Consider the following 21,923-nt stretch of genomic DNA (forward strand, 5'->3'; position numbering starts at 1 on the left):
AGGAATGGCAGGCGGGCCGCGTGTTTAGCTGCTGCCCCGAACTACCAGCTCACCCGGCATGATCACGCATTGTGAAGGCGCATCGGGCCGCATGATTTTCTGCAGCACCAGTTCACAGGCCCGACGGCCTATCTCCTTTGAGGGCTGCGCCAGCGTTGTCAGTGGCGGTGAGACCATTTCAGCCAGTTCGCTGCCGTCAAACCCCACCACGGCGATATCATCAGGTATCCGTAACCCCGCCTGCTGAATCGCCGTCATGGCACCAGCGGCAAGCGTATCAGACACAGCAAACACCGCGTCAGGAACGGTTTCCTCCGCCAGCAACTGCTCCATCGCCGCTTTTCCGGCGCTGAAGCTTAACTCGCTGGCACAGGCAATCGCCTGCCAGGTCAGGTGCTGTTCTTTGAGCTGGCAGGTGTAGCCCTGCTGACGCAGACGGGCATATCGGTAGCGGAGGTCGTGATTGATTAACGCGATGCGCTGACGTCCCCGCGCCGCAAGGAACTGCACCACTGACTGCGCAGCGACATCATCGTCAATACCGACGCAGGAAACCTGGCCAGTGTCATCATGTTCGGCGCACTGAACCCAGGGTGCCGCGCCTATCAGCTGACTCAGCTCCGGCAGCTTGCTGAAGGCATCCATCGTAATGATACCATCCACCATTTTGCCGGAGAGCAGTTGCAGGCTGGAGCGTGAACGTTCTATCTCCGCGCCCGAGTTGCACAGCAGGATGCGATAACCATTTTTCTCGGCGTGCGCCTCTATACCTTTAACCACCTCGGCGCAGAACGGGTTAGAGATATCTGAAACCAGCACCAGAATCATCGAGCTGCGCGCCGTGCGCAGCTGACGAGCCAGCAGGTTGGGCTGATATTGGCTCTCTTCGATAGCCGCGAGCACCTTCTGACGATTAGCCGGTTTTACGCTGTCGCTGTTATTCAGCACCCTGGAAACCGTGGCAACTGAAACACCCGCCATCCGGGCGATTTTCTGAACAGACATAAAGATCCCTCTGGTTTAATGCGTGTAAAGCTGACTCACCGCTCATCCGCTGAATCCACACCGCCATTTCAGGCGTTGCGATCCAGACCCAGCTGGTGGCGTACCGATGGGGCGTTCTCTGCTAAAGCAAAATCATCAAACGCGCGGTCAGCCACGGGAATAATATGGCGACGGATAAACGCTGCACCTTCACGCGCCCCGGTTTCGCCCTCCTTCAGGCAGCACTCCCACTCCAGCACGGCCCAGCCGTCATAGTCATACTGCGCCAGCTTGCTGAAGATACCCTTGAAGTCGATCTGCCCGTCGCCCGGCGAGCGAAAGCGTCCGGCACGGGCCAGCCAGGGCTGATAACCGCCATAAACGCCGCTGCGCCCGTTAAGCTGATATTCAGCATCCTTAACGTGAAAGGCTTTGATGCGCGAATGGTAGAGGTCGATGAACTGCAGATAGTCGATGTGTTGCAGCAGCAGATGGCTGGGGTCATACAGAATGTTGCAGCGCAGATGGTGATTCACCTCCGCCAGAAAACGCTCAAACGTGACACCGTCATGCAGGTCTTCGCCGGGATGAATCTCATAGCAGAGGTCAACGCCGTGATGGTCAAACACATCCAGTACCGGCAGCCAGCGCCGGGCCAGCTCGGTAAATGCCTCGTCGAACAGCGCTTCATGGTGCGGCGGCCAGGGATAGAACCAGGGCCACGCAAGCGAGCCGGAAAACGTCGCGTGTGCGCGCAGACCGAGTTTTTCCGAGGCCGCCGCCGCACGCTTCAGGGCGGCGATAGCCCAGTCGGTGCGTCCGGCAGGATCGCCCCGCAGTGTTGCTGGCGCAAAATTATCAAATGCAAGGTCGTATGCCGGGTTTACCGCCACCAGCTGCCCTTCAAGATGGGTAGACAGCTCGCTGATCTCCAGTCCGAAACCGGCCAGCATTCCCCGGACATCATCACAATACGTCTGGCTGACCGCTGCCTGTTCAAGGTCGAATACAGCGGGCTGGTGACAGGGGATCTGCAGCGCCTGATATCCCAGCGAGGCAGCCCACTCCGCCAGACCCGCCAGCGAATTAAACGGCGGCTGTGAAGTGATAAACTGCGACAGAAAGATGCCCGGGCCCTTAACTGTTTTCATCAGTAGCTCCTGTTTTTCGCTACCGCCTAATCACGGTATTTAAACGAGAAGAAGAAGATAATTGCGATCAGCGCGGCGGCAACCGCAGGTATCCACCAGAAGATTGCCCAGCTCTGCGCGCTGGCGTGACCTGCAACCAGATGGTTGTAAAGTGCGCCGGAGATTTGCGACCCCAGCAGCATGCCTATGCCGTAGGTGAACATCACCACCATGCTCTGCGCCTGCCCTTTTACCTTTTCACCGGCAATCCGATCGGTGTAAATAAATCCCACTACGAAGAAGAAGTCATAGCAGACGCCATGCAGCAGAATGCCGAGGTAGATCAGCGTGCGCGTCTCATCGCTCATGCCCAGCGCGAACAGGGCATAGCGGACAAACCACGCCGTCATCCCAATCAGCAGCATGTACTTCACACCCAGGCGACGAAACAGCAGCGGGATGATCAGCATAAAGGCAATTTCAGACATCTGGCCCAGCGACATCAGCGTGCTGACTTCGCGGATACCGGCATCCGCCAGCCAGGAGGCCGTAAAGGCATAGTAGGTGCCGAGCGGAATGGAGATCAGGGTGGCGCACAGCGCAAAGACCATGAAATGCCGCAGCCGCAGCAAGGCGAAGGCGTCGGCGCAGAAGAGATCGCGGACTTTTAACGGTAAACCTTTAGCCGGTGCCGGTGTGTTAGGCAGCGTCAGGCTATAAATGGCCAGCAGGACCGAACAGAGTGCCGCCAGCTGGAACACCGCCACGCTGTCTGCAATGCCGGTCACGCCGATAAAGATCCCCGCCACAATCCAGCCGATGGTGCCGAAGACCCTGACAATAGGGAAACTCTTCTCACTGCTGGCGAGACTGTGAAAGGCGATGTTATTCGAGAGCGCCAGCGTCGGCATAAAGCAGAGCGTATAGCCAAATAACAGGGCGATTAGCAACGCGCCGTTCTCTGCGATCAGTGCCTGCGGCACGAACCAGAGAATCGCTGCACCCGCCAGATTCATCACGGCCATCACTTTCTGCGAGGGAAAGAAGCGGTCCACCAGCATACCGAGCACAAACGGCGAGAGAATTGACGCAATAGGTCCGGCCGAAAACGCATCCCCAATCAGCAACGGCATATTGTGACGGGTCATCACCAGCCCCAGCGTTACCGACCAGCTGCCCCAGATAAAGAACTGCATAAACATCATCAGAGAGAGGCGCGGCACCAGCAGCTTATGCTGCACCCGCTGACCTGCACTCTCCTGCACCGTTGCAATCATGAGAACCTCACGAATAAGTAATCGATTACTTTCTGCCGGATTTAAAAGTAATCGATTACAAGCGTTCATTCTTTCGCCGCGATCACAAATTGGTAACAGTACGTTATCATCCTTTCATTATTCATCATTGTGATGTGACATCTGCTCAGGTCGTGATATCCGCTAATCGCGCTTTACGAAAACGGTAGCGCTCATAAAGCACTGAATAGAGGCCGCCGCACACCACCAGAACCGCACCGATGACCGTAGTGGTAGTCGGCAGGTTACCCAGCAACAGATAGCCCACCGCGACAGACCAGATCAGCGTGGTGTAATCGAACGGCGCCAGCAGCGAGGCTTCGGCGTACCGCAGGCTCAGGGTCATCAGAATCTGCGTGATTCCGCCCAGCAGTCCGCAACCTATCAGTAGCGCTACCTGATTACCGTGCGGCACTTTCCAGCCGCCCGGCAGCGTGATCAGCGAGGTTAACGCTGTGGTGACGGCGAACCAGAAGGCGATTGCACCCGGCTTCTCTTTGCCGTTAAGAAACCGAATCTGGACCAGTGCGCAGGCGGTACAGAAAGCTGCCATCAGCGCCAGCAGAATGCCCGCCGACGCGGAGAGCGAGAATGACGCCGACTGCGTCAGCGAAAGATGCCCGGAAAACATCACCAGAATGCCGCTGAAACCGGTAAAGACCGCCACCCAGCGATGGTGCCGCACTTTTTCACGCAACAGCAGTGCCGCCAGCAGCACGGTAAACAGCGGCGCGGCATAGTTAATCGCGGTGGCGTCGGTCAGTGAGATGTAGAGCAGCGACAGATAGCTGAAATAGAGGCCGCCGGTTCCGGCCAGCCCGCGCACAAAATGCCCGCGAATATTACGGGTGCGAATACCCTCCAGCACGCTGCCCTGAACGCGCAGCCAGATAAGCAGCGGGACCAGTGCCAGCACAGAACGGAAAAAGATCACTTCGCCAACCGGGATTGCGCCATCCAGTCCTTTTACACAGGCCAGCATCAGCGTGGAGCTCAACGCAGCTGTGATCTTCATCGCTATGCCAGCGGACGCGTTCATAGGTTTTTTAATCTCAGTGGGGAAAATAAGCAGTAAAATCAGCAGACTCAGACAACATACTGGCACAATGCTGTGCAGCAATCTGCCGTGATCGCGCCGCAGACGGCATATTATCTTTTTTTGCCGCCGCATCACGGCATGAAGAGGCATGTGAGTCCGTGTTCGTGCTGGTAGACTTCTGCTCTCTGCCCTGTTTTTATGGGCCGCTTCTCATATGGAACGGGAGTTCATGATGTCCACGCTGCGTTTACTGTTATCGGAATCCAGTGATCCCTGGTTTAACCTGGCGGTCGAAGAGTGCATTTTCCGGCAGATGCCCGCCACCCAGCGCGTGCTGTTCCTGTGGCGGAATGCGGAAACGGTGGTGATTGGGCGGGCGCAGAATCCGTGGAAAGAGTGCAACACCCGGCGCATGGCGGAAGATGGCATCCGTCTGGCGCGTCGCAGCAGCGGCGGCGGCGCGGTGTTTCACGATCTCGGCAACTGTTGTTTCACCTTTATGGCCGGCAAACCGGAGTACGATAAAAGCGTTTCAACTGCCATTATCCTGCGCGCACTGAACGCGCTGGGCGTTCCGGCGGAAGCATCCGGCCGTAACGATTTAGTGGTGAACACCGCTGACGGACTGCGCAAAATCTCCGGGTCTGCGTACCGTGAAACACCCGATCGCGGTTTTCATCATGGCACTATTTTGATGGATGCCGATCTTTCCCGGCTGGCAGATTACCTTAATCCTGATGTGAAGAAACTGCAGGCCAAAGGGATTACGTCAGTGCGCGCCAGGGTCGCCAATCTGACGGAGTTAACGCCGGGTATCAGCTATCAGGCGATCTGCTCCGCTGTGACGGACGCATTTTTCGAACATTTCGGCGAGCAGTGTGAGCCGGAGATGATCTCTCCCGATGCCCTGCCCGACCTGCCCGGATTTACTGAGCAGTTCGCAAAGCAGAGTAGCTGGGAGTGGAATTTCGGTCAGGCACCTGACTTCTCGCACCTGCTGGACCAGCGTTTTGTCTGGGGCGGTGTGGAGATTCACTTCGATGTCGAACGCGGCGTGATCAGCCGCTGTCAGATTTTCAGCGACAGTCTCAATCCCGCGCCGCTCGAAGCGCTGGCCCAGCGAATGCAGAACGTCACTTACCGGCCTGATGCACTGGAGCACGTGCTGAGTCAGCTGGTTGCCGATTTCCCGGCACAGCAGGCGGAGCTGACAGAATTGCAGCAGTGGCTGATCGCAAGCTTAAGATGAACAGGCTCAGTCTGAGACTCGCCCGCGCGAAACGCTGTCGCGGACAAAGACATCGCGCATATATTCAGCCAGGCATAAACGCAAAAAACCCGCACAAGGCGGGTTTTTTTATTATCAATTCAGGCTTATCTGCTCAGGCTGTTGCCGTCATCGCGATTGTAAGCGTTATTGATAACAGAGGCTTACATAGGAACTACGTTTGCCGCTGAAGGACCTTTAGCGCCGTTTTCAATAGTGAATTCGACCTGCTGGCCTTCGTCCAGAGTTTTATAATCGTTGCTCTGGATTGCAGAGAAATGTACGAATACATCTTTGCTGCCGTCCTGAGGAGAGATAAAACCGAAGCCTTTACCTGCGTCAAACCATTTTACTAAACCAGTCATTTTATTAGACATCGATATTTCCTTAATTTATGAGCCACAAGTGGCGAAGATGGCCTGTCTTCCAGAAGGTTACTTACCAGGATTTTAGGAGGAGACTCATGAAGAAGGGGTATCTTGAGATATCGCTTGCACTGAGGACTGCTTTACTAAAACTGCTTTGATAAGGTCTGTGTTCCAAACCGAGGTCGCTATTAAGTCATGCCTGAGCGACTTAAGCAAACATTATTTTAATTTAATTTTAACATCCAGACGTCCGGAGCGCTCTGATTGATTTTTAAAGCCTTTTCAATTTTCAGGGCTGTCGGATGGATAATGATTGCTGAACGGTCAGATTAATCAAAACGAAGTGATTTGCGTTGCAGAAAAATAATATGGCAGGTCCGGGCAAATGCGGCGCAGCGGCCATGTCTGCCGCTGCGCCCTGCACTATTTCGGTCAGGCTGGCTGAACCAGCTGACGCGCAGCATGGCGCGCCGTCATCACAAACACCATCAGACCGGCCACACCCAGTGCCACGCCGACCCAGGCCGTTGAGATCCAGCCATAGCCCAGCGACACCGTCAGGCCACCGAGATAAGCGCCCATCGCATTGGCTATATTCAGCGCCGAATGGTTCATTGCAGCCGCCAGCGTTTGTGAATCATTGGCGACATCCATCAGGCGAATCTGTAACGACGGCAGCAGCACCGAGCAGGTGCCAATCAGGAAGGTCGCCAGCAGTCCGGTTGCCACATGCTGAACCAGTACCGGGAAGGCCAGCATCACCAGCACGTTCCATAACAGCGTCCAGCCAATAATGTTGAGCACCGAACCATCAGCCAGACGGCCACCGACCAGATTACCGATGATCATTCCCAGTCCAAACGCCACCATCGCCCATGGGATGAGTGAAGGAGAGATGCCAGCGATATTAATCAGCGTCGGCGCGATATAGCTGAAGATCGCGAACATGCCGCCAAAGCCGACCGCGCCCACCAGCAGGGTCAGCAGCACCTGTGGGTTTTTCAGCGCGCCCAGTTCGCGCAGCGGATGTGCATCCGTATCGCCTGGCGTGTAAGGCACATAGCGACCAATCAGCAGGCAGGTCAGAAGACCAATCGCGCCCACAAAGGTGAATACCACGTGCCAGCTGAATAGCTGCCCAATCCACGAGCCCAGCGGCACGCCAATCAGGGTCGCGACCGTCAGTCCCAGCATCAGGGACGCCAGCGCACGACCGCGTCGTTCAAGCGGCACCAGTGAAGCCGCCACCAGCGATGCCACGCCAAAGTAAGCCCCGTGCGGGAGGCCGGTCAGAAAGCGCGCCACCAGCAGGCCGTGATAGCTGTCGGCCATCGCGCTGGCGACATTACCGATGCTGAACAGCGCCATCAGGATCAGCAGCAGCGATTTACGCGCCATCCGCGCTGCCAGGACGGCAATAAACGGTGCGCCCACCACCACACCCAGCGCGTAACTGGCGATGGCGTTGCCCGCCTGCGGTTCGGTGATCGCCAGAGAGCGTGAAACATCGGGCAGCAGGCCCATCATGATGAACTCACCGGTTCCGATCCCAAAGCCGCCCAGCGCAAGAGCGAGTAATGCCCAGCGGACAAAACCGGCATCGTCGGTTTTATGATTTTTTCTTAACAAAATGGATTCCCAATGGCATGAACTGAAAAGCTGACGTGAGCCGGCGGGAGAAAGCAGAACGTGTTCCCGTCCGGATGAAGCGGTTTGACTATAGAAAGTCATGCCGCGCTAAGCAACCCATTTTGTGATCTGACGCACAGTTGAGGCTGTTTCAGCGGCACACTTGTACTGTTCAGGTCAGGATCGAATTGCGCTGTGCCCGCTCACAATCCGGAGAGACCATGCAGGCTTAAGTCGGGAATGTCTGCTTAACTGACCGGTTAACGCGTCTTTATTTAACCGGTTACTGAACAGGAATCAGCAGATGACGACCAGAGTGATCCTTCTTACCGGTGCCAGCGGACGCATCGGCCGGACCTTCTTCGCAGCCACCCAGAGTCGCTACCGTTTTATCCTGACGGATGTGCGGGAGCCCGACTACGCGATCCCTACCCCGCATCGGTTTATCGCAGCGGATTTGTCGCAACCTGATCAGGCGGCGAAGTTGCTGGCCGAAGAACCTGTCGATACCGTCATCCACCTCGCCTGTATCCCTGATGCACAGGCCAGTTTCGACGATCTGCTGCCCGCGAACATTCTCTCCACCACCTGGTTACTGAAGGCTGCCGCAGAGCATCGCTGTCGTCATCTGGTATTTGCCAGCAGTGCGCAGACCATCGAGGGCTATCCGACAGATGTTCAGATACATCACGGCATGGCTGTCTGTCCTGCAAATCTGTATGGCGTCACCAAATGTTATGGGGAAGCCCTTTGCGCTTTCTATGCCAGCCAGCAGGGTCTGAGCTGCGTGGCACTGAGAATCGGAGCGTTTGAAGCAAAACTGGATAACAGCCAGCACACGGCGCGGGATTACAGCGCCTGGCTGAGTCCGGATGATGCCGTCCGCTTGCTGACCGGCGCTGTCGAGGCAGAGAACATCACCTTCTTTATTGGCTACGGCATTTCCGATAACCGTTTCAAGCGCTTCGATCTGACCCAGACGCGCGAGGTGCTGGGCTATATACCGTCCGATAACGCATTCAGAGCCTTTACACCGGGTGAACTGGATTATTAACCCAGCTCCCGCGGGCGTTGCGGTGCCGGATTCTGGCGCTTTATCTCAACAGCCGCCGGGCAGTCCGGCGGTTGCTTCAGCTTTGTGCCAGAGATCGGCAAATCAGTGCGTGCCGGTATTCACCCGACGGCCAATGTCTTTGAGCTGTGAATATTTCTCCAGCAGCTGAGGGCCATCATCCAGGCTCATGGCAAACATCCACATATAGGTCATCACCGAATAGATATGACCGGCATTGGTGCCGCCACGGCCCGACATCACCGCAATGGTGACTGCGAACAGCAGTGCCGCCACGCTACCGATAGCCAGATAGCCGCACGCTTCCCGATCCGAGAGGCGGATCCGCAGACTGGCAAGCACGCCATAGTGTCGCCCCAGTGACGCGGCGTTCGCGTTACTGACAAAGCTCACCTCTTTCTCCAGCCGGTTGTTAAGACGGCCAAACAGCGCATCGTTCTTGCGGGTAAATCCCGGCAGGAAACAGGCGAAGAACAGCAGGATCGCCAGACAGGCTGCGCCGGTCCAGAACTCGATGGCCAGCAGCATCACTGCCGCACCGGTCATTGACGCCAGCGAAGTAATCAGCACCGGAAGATGCTTCTCGAAAAAGTCGACAAACTCGCGAGACAGCGCCACCCGCGCAGCAATCGTCGACGCGCTCTGTTTTTCGCTGCGCTGTGCCACAATCACCGGCACGGCCAGCTCAGCATAGATGCGGGCAAAAGTACGGGTATCGACACTGCGCCGCGCTGCGCCGATGGCCCACATGGTAAAGACCATCGCCGCATAGAGCACCGCATGCCAGGTCCTGCCGGAGAGTATGGCGTTGATAGCGAAGCCCGCCAGCAGCGGATAAAGCAGATACATGACGTTTTCCGCCACCACCAGCAGCAGCGTGAAGAATAGCTTGCGGCTATGGCGGCGGCCAAGCATTTTTAATGTCAGAATAGCGCTACGGGGAGCCGCAACGGGCAGAATCGTTTTTGAGGAAGACATAGTTTCTTTTTCTGATAGCGTCACTCTTGAGCGGTTGCTCAAGTACGAAAAGCAGTCTATTTGAGCAGTTGCTCAAAGTCAACGTGGCAGTGATAGAGAGAATAATGAAAGAGTCGGCTGAGGTATTGAGAACCAAAATCCTGGATGCAGCGATAGTGCTGTTTATTGAGAAAGGGATCGAAAAAGTGACCACCCGTGAACTCACCGAGTCGGTAGGTATTTCACGCAGTCATATTTACCACTACTTCAGCAACTGGCAGACACTCTGCCTGGCGGCGCTGGAACGCTTTATGCGGGTCGATTTTGAAAATTTTGCCGACACACTGGCCTTGCTCACACCGCGTCAGCGGCTGCATACCCTGTTTGAAAGTCATCTGCCGAGTGCGCCGGATGCCACCTGGCAGCTCTACGCCTCTTTCTGGCAGACGGCAGCGCACAATGATGCTTATGCTGCACTGGCTGAAGAGATGACTGACGTGTGGCAGGCACTGATGGAGGGGATAATCCGTGACGGTGTCACCGACGGCACGCTGCGGTGTGATGATGTTCCCCGCACCGCCAGGCAAATCAGCGCCATGCTGAACGGCTATGCGGATTTGCTGACCATAAATCCTTCAGAGTCCAATGCTCGCGAAGCCATGGCAGACCTCGACCAGTTTGTTGAATTTGCCCTGGGGTCATGCCGTTAATCCCGGTTATTACGGTTTACTCTTCGCCATATATTAATTAAATGTTAAAGAAAGGTTTGTTATTTTAATTAGCGTGCAGTTTTAAGCGGCTATAAATGCGAGTTCGTCAGTTAAGCTGACTTATGCTTTTTACGTCTGAAAAGCCCCCTTTTTGATAGCGTTTTTCGCCGGAAACAGCTGTTTACACAGATTATTATCATTGACTTAGCGCCTGATGAAACGGGTAAGCTGGTGTTTTTACGCCATTTATTAGAAAGCTGTTAGCGTAGCGGCAATAATGCATGCGGTCATAAACCCACCAACTGATTGATTCCTATAGCAAAGAATCCGTTATCTGCCGACAAAATTAATCATTGAGTCGGACCTGAAAAACACCTATATTGGCCGCGCTTTACACATAGCCACCCATTTTAATTCATTTATTCAACTGTGACGCTACGCCCGTCCCGGTTGTAGGAGAGATATGATGACGGATAAAGTCCGTATTGATAGTTTGAATGCACAGAACTTAAACGCAACCAACGAAACCTATTTAGCCCGTCAGGCTGAATTTGAATCAAACGTTCGAAGTTATCCTCGCAAATTGCCGTTCGCGATTGCGAAAGCTCAGGGTGTCTGGATCACCGACGTCGAGAATAATCAGTATCTCGACTGTCTTGCCGGTGCCGGAACGCTGGCGTTGGGTCATAACCATCCAGACGTTCTGCAGAGCATTCAACATGTCATTACCAGCGGCTTGCCGTTACATACTCTCGATTTAACTACGCCGTTAAAGGATGAGTTCTCTGAGTACCTGCTCTCGTTATTACCGGGTCAGGGCAAAGAGTACTGCCTGCAGTTTACCGGCCCGTCCGGCGCAGATGCCGTTGAAGCGGCGCTGAAACTGGCGAAAAAGCACACCGGTCGTTCCGGTATCATCAGCTTCTCGGGTGCCTATCACGGTATGACCCACGGCGCGCTGTCGGTCACCGGCAACCTGTCACCGAAAGAAGCCGTAGACGGCATGATGCCGGAAGTGCAGTTCATGCCTTATCCGCATCTTTATCGCTGCCCGCTGGGCATTGGCGGTGAAGCGGGCGTGAAAGCGCTGACCTACTACTTCGAAAACCTGATCAACGACGTTGAAAGCGGCGTTCGCAAACCTGCGGCGGTAATTCTGGAAGCGGTTCAGGGTGAAGGCGGGGTTAACCCGGCACCAGCTGAGTGGCTGCAGCGCATCCGCAAAGTGACCAAAGAGCACGGTATTCTGCTGATCATCGACGAAGTCCAGGCGGGTATTGCCCGTACCGGTAAATTCTTCGCCTTTGAGCACGCGGGTATCGAGCCAGACATCATCGTGATGTCCAAAGCGGTCGGCGGCGGTCTGCCACTGGCGGTACTGGGCATTAAGAAAGAGTTCGACGCCTGGTCTCCGGGTCACCACACCGGCACCTTCCGTGGCAACCAGCTGGCGATGGCTACCGGCCTGACCACGCTGAAGCTGCTGAAAGACAACAACATCGCTGACAAAGTCGCGGCACAGGGCGAATGGCTGAAAGGCAAACTGGGCGAGCTGCAGCAGCGCTACCCGGTTATCGGCAACGTGCGTGGTCTGGGTCTGATGATCGGCATTGAGCTGGTGAAACCCGATGAGCCTGCTGACCACATGGGCAGCTTCCCGGCAGACGGTGAGCTTTCTGCGCTGGTACAGAAAAAATGTTTTGAGAACGGCCTGATTCTGGAGCGTGGCGGACGTCACGGCAGCGTATTACGTCTGCTGCCTTCCCTGCTGATTACAGATGCAGAACTGGACGTGTTCATGGATAAATTTGAAAACGCCCTGCTGTCCGCTGGCGTGAAAGCAGTTTAAGTGGAGTGAATGCAATGTCCCGGTTAAACCCGATTCTGGCGGCCTCAGCACAGAGTACCGAGGCCTACCAGCAGGCGATTGCCCAGAGTAGCGCGGCCGTCGTTAAGTGGCTGGAACAACCTGAGATGTATCAGGGAAAAACCGTCGCAGAACTGCGCGAGCGCATCACGCTGGACTTCAATCCTCAGGGCCTGGGTAACCAGGCCGCGATTGAACGCGCCATTGAGTACTTCCTCAAAGACAGCCTGTCGGTGCATCACCCGCAGTGTGTGGCGCACCTGCACTGTCCGAGCCTGGTCATCAGCCAGGCGGCGGAAGTGCTGATCAACGCCACCAACCAGAGCATGGATTCATGGGATCAGGCACCGTCTGCCACCCTGATTGAGATGAAGCTGATTGAGTGGCTGCGCACCCAGGTGGGTTATCAGCTTGGCGACGCGGGCGTCTTCACCAGCGGCGGCACCCAGAGCAACCTGATGGGGCTGATGCTGGCGCGTGACGCCTGGTTTGCGCGTCAGGGGCATTCTGTTCAGCAGGATGGCTTAACCGGCGATCTGAAGAAGATTAAAGTCTTCTGCTCAGAGAACGCGCACTTCTCCGTACAGAAGAACATGGCGCTGCTGGGTCTGGGCTATCAGTCCGTCACACAGGTGAAATGTGATCAGTTTGCCCGCATGGATATGGATGACCTGCGTCAGAAGCTGGCCGCATCCAAAGCTAACGGCGAAAACATCCTGGCGATCGTTGCCACGGCGGGAACTACCGATGCCGGTGCAATTGATCCGCTGCGTGAAATCGCGGCGCTGGCGGCGGAAGAGAACATCTGGGTGCATGTCGATGCGGCCTGGGGCGGCGCGCTGCTGCTTTCAGAGAAGTATCGTGACTATCTGGATGGCATTGAGCTGGTCGACTCCATTACGCTGGACTTCCACAAGCAGTTCTTCCAGACCATCAGCTGTGGTGCCTTCCTGCTGAAGGAAGCACGTCACTATGAGCTGATGCGCTACCAGGCGGCCTATCTGAACTCGGAGTTTGATGAAGCACAGGGCGTGCCGAATCTGGTCTCCAAATCGCTGCAGACCACCCGTCGTTTTGATGCACTGAAACTGTGGATGGGTCTGGAAGCGCTGGGTCAGAAGCAGTATGCCGAAATCATCGATCACGGTGTGACGCTGGCCCAGCAGGTGGCACAGTACGTTGAAGAGCAGCCTGCTCTGGAGCTGGTGATGAAACCGCAGCTCGCCAGCGTGCTGTTCCGCTATCGTCCGGCGCATCTGGCGCACCTCAGCAGTGCGGATATCGCCCTGCTGAACCAGCGCATCGGGGATGCCCTGCTGGAGTCAGGCCGCGCTAACGTCGGCGTGACCGAGCACGATGGCGTGACCTGCCTGAAGATGACCCTGCTGAACCCAACGGTAACGCTGGAAGATATCAAGGTGTTGCTGACGCTGATGGAAACGACGGCACAGCAGCTGGTGTAATTCATTACATCGGTTCACACCACAGAGGCGCCTTCGGGCGCCTTTTTATTTTTCTGCCGCGCTCTTTGCTTTCAATATCATGATGACCTGTTCATCCCTGATCACTCCGATCCGTTACCTGGCTTCTTCATCTCAGGTCCTGTACTGGCTGATCCATTCAGTAAAAAATCGAAGTTGAGGTAGTAATAATGAATGAGCTGCGTGATCCTGAAATACTCAGCGTCTTGAAACAGCACTGCATTTAATTATTTATCGTGCGCTGACGCCCGATATCACCCATTCACAGCAGGTCGAAAAGCCTGGTGCCGGTATTATTGTCGCTACCAGATTGGATGAGGTCGGCATTATACCCTCCGCATTATCATTACCTTTAGCAATGTCCCCATGATGGCTGACAATGTGAAGATTCCGATGCAAACAGCCGTTGGCATGGCTGACGTGCGGAGAATACAGGCAGAGCTGGCCTCACGCGCAGAAGGTGTCGGGAAGAGAAACCGACGGATTTAATGATTCTGTTTAGCGCGAGTTTAATATAGAACCCGCCCAGATTCTTTATTTCATCTTATATGAATAAACCGCATCACGATCAAAAAATAACGTTTACCTTTCAGCCATAATAGACCAATATTCAACTTAACTCTTTGATTAAGCCACAATAACGGTTATTCACCTGGGTTAATTAATTCAACAGGAGTCATGGCTTATGCTGCTGCGTAAATTAATCATCATAATTATGGGCCTGATTATGGCGGCCGTGATTATCATTGCCGATAACCATGCTGATAAAGTCCGCTCGCGCGATCAGGTTTTCAGTTTATCGTCATCGCAGGATCGCTGATCTGTTCTGAATAACCAACGCCTGCACCCTCGCGGGCGTTCACGCTAACAGGCTGCCTGATGCACAGGCAGCCTGCCCGATTATCCTTTACCGCTCACAGAACTTAGCGCGACGGAGGCTCATCCAGCAGTCGCAGATGATCATCTTTATTCAGCGTCATCAACCCAACAATACTGACCAGCGCAGTCGCCATCACATACCAGGCGGGAATATCAGGATTACCGGTCTCTTTGATCAGGCTGGTAATGATCAATCCGGCACAGCCGGAAAAGACCGCGTTGGAGAGCGAATAGGCCAAGCCCAGCCCGGTGTAACGCACGCGCGTCGGAAACATCTCGGCCAGCATCGCGGGCCCTGGCCCCGCCAGCAACCCGACCACGCCACCTGCGATAAAGACCACCAGCGCTTTGGGCAGCAGTCCGGTACTCTCTGCCTGCAAAACGTTTAACAGCGGCAGAGAGAGCACCAGCAACAGTACCGCCGCTGCGACCATCACGGCGCGGCGGCCAATCCTGTCGCTCAGCATCCCGGCCGGGATAATGGTGGCGGCAAAGCCGAGGTTCGATATCACCGCAATCAGCAGTGCCTGGTTAAAACCGGTGTGCAGCGATGCCTGCAGATAAGTCGGCATGATCACCAGCCAGGTATAACCTGCCGCCGACCACACCATCAGCCGGCAGATGCCCAACAGAATCGTTTTCAGCGTGTCACCCAGGCTGGCGTTCACTTTTGCCTGAGGCTGTGCCTGCTGCTGAACAAACGCGGGCGTCTCTTCCATCTGCACCCGCAGCCAGAGTGCCAGCGCGCCCAGCGGCAGTGCGATAAAGAACGGGATGCGCCAGCCCCAGCTCAGCATCTGCTCTGGTGTCAGTAACACTGAAAGCAGCGCCACAATGCCCGCGCCTGCCAGCAATCCCAGCGCCACGGTAAAGGATTGCCATGCGCCATACAGGCCGCGCTTTCCGCGTGGTGCAAACTCGGTCATCAGCGACACCGCCCCGCCGTACTCGCCTCCCGCGAACAGGCCCTGCAGAATACGCAGACCGGTAACGATCAGCGGCGCTACGATACCCAGCTGGGCATAGGTCGGAACCAGACCAATGGCGGCTGTCGCCAGCGTCATCATTATCAATACAAAAATCAGTGTGGGTTTTCGCCCGATGCGATCGCCCATCCGGCCAAAAACAATGGCACCCAGTGGACGGAAGAAGAAGGCGATGGCAAACGACGCATAGGTCAGCAGCAACCCGGTCAGCGCTGACTCGCCCTCCAGCCGGAAAAAGTTCTGCGCAATCACTGTGGCCAGAAAGCCATAGACCGCAAACTCATACCATTCAATGAAATTACCGACCGAACCGGCAAGCAGAGCACGTTTTCGGCTGGCGGAGGAGAGCAGATTATCAGCAGGAGCAGACATGGCAGGCGATCCTTTTTAAAGCCTCATCAGTCGCTTATGATTAGCACAATCGCTGCTCATCTGCGCAAACTTCTGCCCGTCGCGTTACTTCAGGCACATAAATCTGCGGTTGCAGACCCCCACACGCTCTTTTTCACCTTCAGTTCTTGCACAACCGCTTTGCGATTGTCAGGATACGCGGCATTGAATGAATCAGGCGGATAGATGATGAACGCACACACCTCAAAAGATCCTCTGCATGGCATCACGCTGGAGATGCAGATAAACAGTTTAGTCGCGCAGTATGGCTGGGCAGAGCTGGCAAAACGGATCAACATTAACTGCTTTAAAAGCGATCCCAGCGTTAAATCGAGCCTGAAGTTTTTACGCCGTACGCCCTGGGCGCGTGCTGAAGTCGAAGCGCTCTATCTGGCTTCGTTAAATGCACAACCGGCAGCACGCGAAGAACCGGCTGAAGAAGCCGATCGGCCACCTGCTGAAGATCCGTGGGGCAAGTGGCGCGGCAACACGCCGGAGTAACACTGAAAACGAAGCAATAAAAAAGCCCGCGCAGGTAAACCTGGGCGGGCTTTTTTTACGTCAGGCTGCTGTTACAGCGCCATGTCGTGTTTCGCTGAAGGCGCAGCCTGCTCAGGCTGTGCTGCCGGCGCGTCTGCGGTTTTGCCTTCCATGTTGATCACGGGCGGCGTGGTCAGCTGCAGGGTCGCTGCGGTCTCATTCCAGACCTGCTGCAGCAACGGCACGTTGTCATTCAGTTTCTGACCGTAGCCTGGGATCATTTTGTGGATCTTCGCCTGCCATTCCGGTGACTTAAACTCTTCCGGGAACAGTTTCTGCATCACGCTCAGAGAGATTGGCGCTGCGGTTGATGCACCAGGAGAAGCACCCAGCAGAGCCGCGACAGTTTTCTGCTGATCGGTCACAATTTCTGTACCCAGTTTCAGCACGCCACCTTTATCAGCATCTTTCTTGATAATCTGCACACGCTGACCGGCCTGAATCAGTTTCCAGTCCTCTTTCTTCGCGTCCGGGTAGTACTCTTTCAGCGACTCGAAGCGATCTTCATCACTCAGCATCACCTGTCCAATCAGGTATTTCACCAGATCGAAGTTATCCATACCCACATCCGTCATTGGCACGATGTTATGGGTAGTGGTGGTGCTCAGCAGATCAAACAGCGAGCCGTTTTTCAGGAACTTGGTTGAGAAGGTCGCAAACGGTCCAAACAGCACGACGCGTTTGCCATCCAGATAACGGGTATCCAGATGCGGAACGGACATCGGCGGTGCACCGGTTGAAGCCTGACCGTAGACTTTCGCCAGATGACGATCGGCGATAGCACTGTTTTCGGTGACCAGGAAAGAACCACCGACCGGGAAGCCTGCATAATTATCGGCTTCCGGGATGCCGGTCTTCTGCAGTAATTTCAGCGCGCCGCCGCCTGCACCGATAAAGACATATTTCGCGTCAACCGCACGTTCGTTACCGTTTTTGGCATCTTTAATCGTGACGTGCCATGAGTTGTCGCCGTTACGTTTGAAGTCGGTCACTTCCGATGAGGTTTCCAGACGGAAGTTGTCATTCTTTTTCAGGCTGCCGATCAGCTGACGGGTAATTTCACCGTAGTTAACGTCGGTGCCGACTGGCGTCCAGGTAGCGGCCACTTTCTGCTGTGGATCACGACCTTCCATTACCAGCGGTGCCCATTGCTCGATCTGTTTGTGATCGGTAGAGAACTTCATCCCCTGGAACAGCGCAGTTTTCTGCAGTGCCGCATAGCGTTTGGTCAGGAAGTCGACATTGTCGCCCCAGACAAAGCTCATGTGTGGCGTTGAGTTGATGAAAGAGCGCGGGTCGTGCATTACGCCCTCTTTAATCTGAGAGCTCCAGAACTGACGTGAAATCATAAAGGCTTCATTGATTTCCAGCGCTTTGGACACGTCGATCGAGCCGTCTTTACGCTCAGGCGTATAGTTCAGCTCCATGTTGGCAGAGTGACCGGTACCGGCGTTATTCCAGCCGTTAGAGGATTCCAGCGCCACGCCATCCAGCTTCTCGACCATGATCTGTTTCCAGCCAGGCTGCAGCTCTTCCAGCATGGTGCCCATTGAGGCGCTCATAATGCCGCCGCCAATTAACAGGACATCGGTTTTCTCTGGTGAGGTTTCAGCGTGGAGGGCTGAAGAAACTAACAAGGCCGCGAGGGAAAGGGTGGGAATAACTTTCTTTGAATTCATCATTTTAATCTACAGCTCAGACGGTACTGGTTAAAAAAAGTCCTTAAAGTTTAAAATAATGTTATTTATGAGTTAATGTGAAAATAGTTATAAAATTAAAAATAGCAATTTAGCCTTAATTTAATTACAAAAGGCTTACCAAATTGCTCACATATTTTAACCACACATTAAGGGTGTCCTTTGAATTATACAATCCCCTAACCCAAATATTGTTATTGCGCTGTCGCCCGCGCGCAGACTGCTAAAACTGTACTGATGCGGTGAGTTAGCGTATGTTTCCAGCCGATCCCCCACCCGCACTGAACATCGATGACAAGCCAACCACAGAACCGACATGCCGTGACGAAACGACCCATGAAACTCAGTACCCTGACCACCCTCATGATGACTGCGGTGATCGTTACCGTGCTGCTCGCTGTCCATCTGCTCTATTTCGTTCAGATTGATAACTTTGCCCAGTCGCATCTTAAAGATAAAGCGATGGCGGTGGCACGAACGCTGGCAGACAGCCCGGAAGTGCAGCGCGGCTTACTCTTACCAGACGGCAGCAGCCAGATTCAGCCACTGGCGGAAGCCGCGCGCAAACGCAACGGCCTGCTATTTGTGGTAGTGACGGATATGCGCGGCATTCGCTTTTCGCATCCCAATGCCGCGGTGATCGGCAAACATTTTGTCGGCAATGACATCTATCCCACGCTGAGTGGCCGGGAAAATGTGGCTGTCAATCATGGCGTGCTGGTGGAGGCACTGCGGGTGTTTACGCCGGTCTATAACGCACAGCATCAGCAGATTGGCGTGGTGGCAATCGGCATTGCGCTGAACGATGTGGCGGCCCAGATTGCGAAGAGCCGCTGGAATATCGTCTGGACCGTCCTGTTTGGCGGTGTGGTCGGGCTGCTGGGTATTCTGATTCTGGTCACGCGACTCAAGAAAATATTGCTGGGGCTGGAGCCGCACGAAATCTCCAGCCTGTTTGAACAGCGCCAGGCGATCCTGAATTCTATTAAAGAAGGAGTGATTGCGGTCGATGATCAGTCACGCGTCAGCCTGATTAACCACGCGGCTCAGCAGTTGCTGCATGAAACCACCCGCAGGATGCCGTTAAGCGGTGACCTGATTGCTGAGGAGAGCGTCATGCATCGCCATCAGCAGGATGCGCTGCATGCGGGTAAAGCCTGGCACGATCAGGAGCTGACGCTGGGTAATCGCATCCTGATCAGCAACACCGTTCCGGTGCGCAGTCGTGACCGCATTATCGGCGCGGTAACGACGTTCAGGGATAAGACCGAAATCAGCCAGCTGATGCAGCGTCTGGACGGCATGGTAAACTATGTTGATGCGTTACGTGAGCGGTCCCATGAGTTCATGAATAAGCTGCATGTGATTCTGGGCCTGCTGCATATGAAAAATTATGCACAGATGGAAGAGTACATCCTGAAAACCGCTAACGCCTATCAGACGGAGATCGGTTCGCTGCTGCAAAAGATCAAATCGCCGATCATTGCCGGTTTCCTGCTCAGCAAAATCAACCGGGTAACCGATGAAGGTCATCAGCTGATTATCGATGAGGCGAGCTTTCTGCCTGACTGCGGCAGCGAGGAGCAGAGCGCGGTTCTGATTACCGTGCTGGGCAATTTAATTGAAAATGCCCTTGAGGCGCTGGACCCGGAAACCGAAGGGGAAATTCACCTCATGCTGCATTATCAGAATGGCTGGTTAGCCTGCGAAGTGAGTGATGACGGGCCGGGCATCGACAGCTCCCAGCTCAGCGCCATTTTTGAGCGCGGCGTCTCGTCAAAAGGTGACGATCGCGGTGTCGGACTGTTTCTGGTTAAGCAGCAAACCGAAAGCCTGGGCGGCAATGTCAGTGTTGAGTCGGAACCCGGTGTATTTACCCAATTTTTAGTGCAACTTCCGTGGGAGAGAGGAATGATTACCCAATGATCAATGTGTTAGTTGTCGATGATGACGCCATGGTAGCCGAGCTGAATCGCTGTTATATCGGGCAGATTCCAGGCTTCACCTGCTGCGGCACCGCCTCAACCTTACAGCAGGCCAAAGAGCGGCTGGCCGAGGCTGAACCACAGGTTGATCTGATCCTGCTGGATATCTATATGCAGCAGGAAAACGGTCTCGACCTGCTGCCGGAGCTGCGCAGCGCCGGACGCCCGGTTGACGTGATTATCATCTCGTCAGCGGCGGATGCCGCCACGATCAAGACTTCGCTCAACTATGGCGTAGTGGATTATCTGATCAAGCCTTTCCAGTTTGCCCGCTTTGAAGAGGCGCTGACCGGCTGGCGTCAGAAAAAATCGCTGATGGACAATCATCAGTTCTATCAGCAGTCGGACGTTGATCAGCTGTTGCATGGTAACCCGCCTGGTGCCAGCGAACAGAAACGCCTGCCGAAAGGATTAACGCCGCAGACGCTGCGTACCCTGTGCCTGTGGATCGACGCCCATCCCGGCACCGAGTTCTCTACCGACGAACTGGCGACCGAAGTGAATATCTCGCGCGTTTCGTGCCGTAAATACCTGATCTGGCTGGCTCAGATTAATATTCTGTTCACCAGCATTCATTATGGGGTCACGGGCCGTCCGGTTTACCGCTATCGCCTGCAGCCGGAGTATCACACCTTACTCAAACAATACTGTCAGTGAACCAGCCGGTAGTCCGTGTCGAGTAACTGAAACCAAAAGTGACGTTGTGACGAGCAGATGATCTGCCTGTCACGGGTCACAAAGATAGCTTCAATACCCGGTTTATCGGCCAGACAGGCGATGCCCTTTTCAACGCCCAGTCCGTACAGCAGCGTCGTGTAGATGTCGCCATCCAGCGAGCGATCGGAAATCACGGTCACGCTCAGCAGCTCGTTATCCAGCGGATAACCGGTCTGGGGATCCAGGATGTGGTGATAACAGACCTCATCCAGTTCGAAATAGCGCTCATAGATACCGGACGTCACGACCGAACGGTTATTCACACCGATGACACCGATCAGCGCATCGGCCTCACCAAACGGCTTTTTCAGACCGATTGCCCAGCCCGCCTCTTCAGGCGGCGCGCCTACCGTCTGAACGTTGCCGCCCAGATTGATCAGCGCACTGCTGACCTGCTGCTGACGCAAAAAGGCCTGGACTACGTCGGCGATATAGCCTTTAGCGATGGCACCCAGGTCAATCTCCATTCCTGGCCGTGCCAGCATCACGCTGCGGGTTGCAGCATCAAGGATCACGTCCTGCGGATTAATCAGCGTCATACGCGCCTGAAGATCGGCTTCTGACGGAACGCTATGGCCCTGAAAACCAATTTTCCAGCACTTCACCAGCGGACCGATAGCCAGATTAAACAGGCTGTCGGGCAACAGGCTCACCGCATGCGCACAGGCGATCAAATCAAACACGGGCTGACTGACGACCACCGCATGCTCTCCTGCCGCGTGGTTAATCGCCATGACTTCCGATGCAGCGCGATTTACCGTGAAGAGATTCTCCTGCTGTTTGATCAGGCGGAAAACCTGTCCGGCCAGCATCTGGTTGTCTTCGAAGAGTTTGAGCAGGATGGGCGAACCCATTAATACAGCGGAGTAAGCATAGACACGCGCATCAGTTAACATAGGCGACTCTGCTTTATAGGGAAAAACCGGCACC

The 21,923-nt window shown here is 54.9% G+C and carries 18 protein-coding genes; 8 read left to right on the forward strand and 10 right to left on the reverse strand.

Annotated features, from left to right (window positions below):
- Window positions 1–24: 24 nt before the first annotated feature.
- The 4 genes from EGO56_RS20215 to EGO56_RS20230 form a co-directional block, all read right to left on the reverse strand.
- Window positions 25–1,005 carry a LacI family DNA-binding transcriptional regulator gene (locus tag EGO56_RS20215; RefSeq protein WP_135910826.1) on the reverse strand — a complete coding sequence of 327 codons (981 nt, stop codon included), beginning with the start codon at window positions 1,003–1,005 and terminating at the stop codon, window positions 25–27.
- 68 nt (window positions 1,006–1,073) lie between these two features.
- On the reverse strand, window positions 1,074–2,135 hold the full coding sequence (locus EGO56_RS20220; protein WP_135910827.1) for a sugar phosphate isomerase/epimerase family protein: 1,062 nt from the start codon (window positions 2,133–2,135) through the stop codon (window positions 1,074–1,076).
- A gap of 26 nt (window positions 2,136–2,161) precedes the next feature.
- A complete protein-coding gene (locus EGO56_RS20225; protein ID WP_135910828.1) occupies window positions 2,162–3,391 on the reverse strand; it encodes an MFS transporter in 1,230 nt (409 codons plus the stop codon).
- Between the two features lie 145 nt (window positions 3,392–3,536).
- Complete coding sequence (locus EGO56_RS20230) at window positions 3,537–4,448, reverse strand: DMT family transporter (RefSeq protein WP_135910829.1); 912 nt, start codon at window positions 4,446–4,448, stop codon at window positions 3,537–3,539.
- Between the two features lie 232 nt (window positions 4,449–4,680).
- Between EGO56_RS20230 and EGO56_RS20235 the strand changes: the two genes are divergently transcribed.
- Window positions 4,681–5,697: a lipoate--protein ligase gene (locus tag EGO56_RS20235; protein ID WP_135911035.1), complete on the forward strand. Its 1,017-nt coding sequence runs from the start codon at window positions 4,681–4,683 to the stop codon at window positions 5,695–5,697.
- Between the two features lie 182 nt (window positions 5,698–5,879).
- On the opposite strand, the gene cspE is transcribed toward EGO56_RS20235, so the two are convergent.
- Together cspE and EGO56_RS20245 are read right to left on the reverse strand one after the other, a co-directional pair.
- Window positions 5,880–6,092, reverse strand: coding sequence for a transcription antiterminator/RNA stability regulator CspE (cspE, locus tag EGO56_RS20240; protein ID WP_003855207.1), 213 nt, complete (start codon window positions 6,090–6,092; stop codon window positions 5,880–5,882).
- Between the two features lie 423 nt (window positions 6,093–6,515).
- Window positions 6,516–7,712 (reverse strand): MFS transporter, encoded by a 1,197-nt coding sequence (locus EGO56_RS20245; RefSeq protein ID WP_135910830.1) that lies wholly within the window; start codon window positions 7,710–7,712, stop codon window positions 6,516–6,518.
- A 304-nt stretch (window positions 7,713–8,016) separates the two neighbouring features.
- Here EGO56_RS20245 and EGO56_RS20250 point away from each other — a divergent pair, with 304 nt between their 5' ends.
- Window positions 8,017–8,766: an NAD-dependent epimerase/dehydratase family protein gene (locus EGO56_RS20250; RefSeq protein ID WP_135910831.1), complete on the forward strand. Its 750-nt coding sequence runs from the start codon at window positions 8,017–8,019 to the stop codon at window positions 8,764–8,766.
- 102 nt (window positions 8,767–8,868) lie between these two features.
- On the opposite strand, the gene EGO56_RS20255 is transcribed toward EGO56_RS20250, so the two are convergent.
- Window positions 8,869–9,762 (reverse strand): ABC transporter six-transmembrane domain-containing protein, encoded by an 894-nt coding sequence (locus EGO56_RS20255; protein ID WP_135910832.1) that lies wholly within the window; start codon window positions 9,760–9,762, stop codon window positions 8,869–8,871.
- 104 nt (window positions 9,763–9,866) lie between these two features.
- Between EGO56_RS20255 and EGO56_RS20260 the strand changes: the two genes are divergently transcribed.
- From EGO56_RS20260 to EGO56_RS20270, 3 genes are all read left to right on the forward strand, one after another.
- On the forward strand, window positions 9,867–10,451 hold the full coding sequence (locus tag EGO56_RS20260; RefSeq protein ID WP_135910833.1) for a TetR/AcrR family transcriptional regulator: 585 nt from the start codon (window positions 9,867–9,869) through the stop codon (window positions 10,449–10,451).
- 463 nt (window positions 10,452–10,914) lie between these two features.
- Window positions 10,915–12,300, forward strand: a complete 1,386-nt coding sequence (locus tag EGO56_RS20265) for a diaminobutyrate--2-oxoglutarate transaminase (RefSeq protein ID WP_135910834.1) — start codon at window positions 10,915–10,917, stop codon at window positions 12,298–12,300.
- 14 nt (window positions 12,301–12,314) lie between these two features.
- Window positions 12,315–13,781, forward strand: a complete 1,467-nt coding sequence (locus EGO56_RS20270; RefSeq protein WP_135910835.1) for a pyridoxal phosphate-dependent decarboxylase family protein — start codon at window positions 12,315–12,317, stop codon at window positions 13,779–13,781.
- Between the two features lie 941 nt (window positions 13,782–14,722).
- Here EGO56_RS20270 and EGO56_RS20275 read toward each other — a convergent pair.
- On the reverse strand, window positions 14,723–16,036 hold the full coding sequence (locus EGO56_RS20275) for an MFS transporter (protein WP_135910836.1): 1,314 nt from the start codon (window positions 16,034–16,036) through the stop codon (window positions 14,723–14,725).
- 207 nt (window positions 16,037–16,243) lie between these two features.
- Here EGO56_RS20275 and EGO56_RS20280 point away from each other — a divergent pair, with 207 nt between their 5' ends.
- A complete protein-coding gene (locus tag EGO56_RS20280) occupies window positions 16,244–16,555 on the forward strand; it encodes a VF530 family protein (RefSeq protein ID WP_135911036.1) in 312 nt (103 codons plus the stop codon).
- A gap of 71 nt (window positions 16,556–16,626) precedes the next feature.
- Here the strand turns inward: EGO56_RS20280 and mqo are convergent, their stop codons facing one another.
- Window positions 16,627–18,276 carry a malate dehydrogenase (quinone) gene (gene mqo / locus EGO56_RS20285; RefSeq protein ID WP_135910837.1) on the reverse strand — a complete coding sequence of 550 codons (1,650 nt, stop codon included), beginning with the start codon at window positions 18,274–18,276 and terminating at the stop codon, window positions 16,627–16,629.
- Window positions 18,277–18,582: 306 nt separating this feature from the next.
- Between mqo and EGO56_RS20290 the strand changes: the two genes are divergently transcribed.
- Window positions 18,583–20,217, forward strand: coding sequence for a sensor histidine kinase (locus EGO56_RS20290; protein ID WP_135910838.1), 1,635 nt, complete (start codon window positions 18,583–18,585; stop codon window positions 20,215–20,217).
- Complete coding sequence (gene dcuR / locus EGO56_RS20295) at window positions 20,214–20,933, forward strand: two-component system response regulator DcuR (RefSeq protein ID WP_033735650.1); 720 nt, start codon at window positions 20,214–20,216, stop codon at window positions 20,931–20,933. Before EGO56_RS20290 ends, dcuR begins: the two co-directional genes overlap by 4 nt.
- Here dcuR and EGO56_RS20300 read toward each other — a convergent pair.
- A complete protein-coding gene (locus tag EGO56_RS20300; protein WP_135910839.1) occupies window positions 20,927–21,889 on the reverse strand; it encodes an FAD:protein FMN transferase in 963 nt (320 codons plus the stop codon). The two genes, dcuR and EGO56_RS20300, sit on opposite strands and share 7 nt — an antisense overlap.
- Window positions 21,890–21,923: the final 34 nt, after the last annotated feature.

Source organism: Pantoea vagans, from assembly GCF_004792415.1.
GTDB lineage: Bacteria > Pseudomonadota > Gammaproteobacteria > Enterobacterales > Enterobacteriaceae > Pantoea > Pantoea vagans.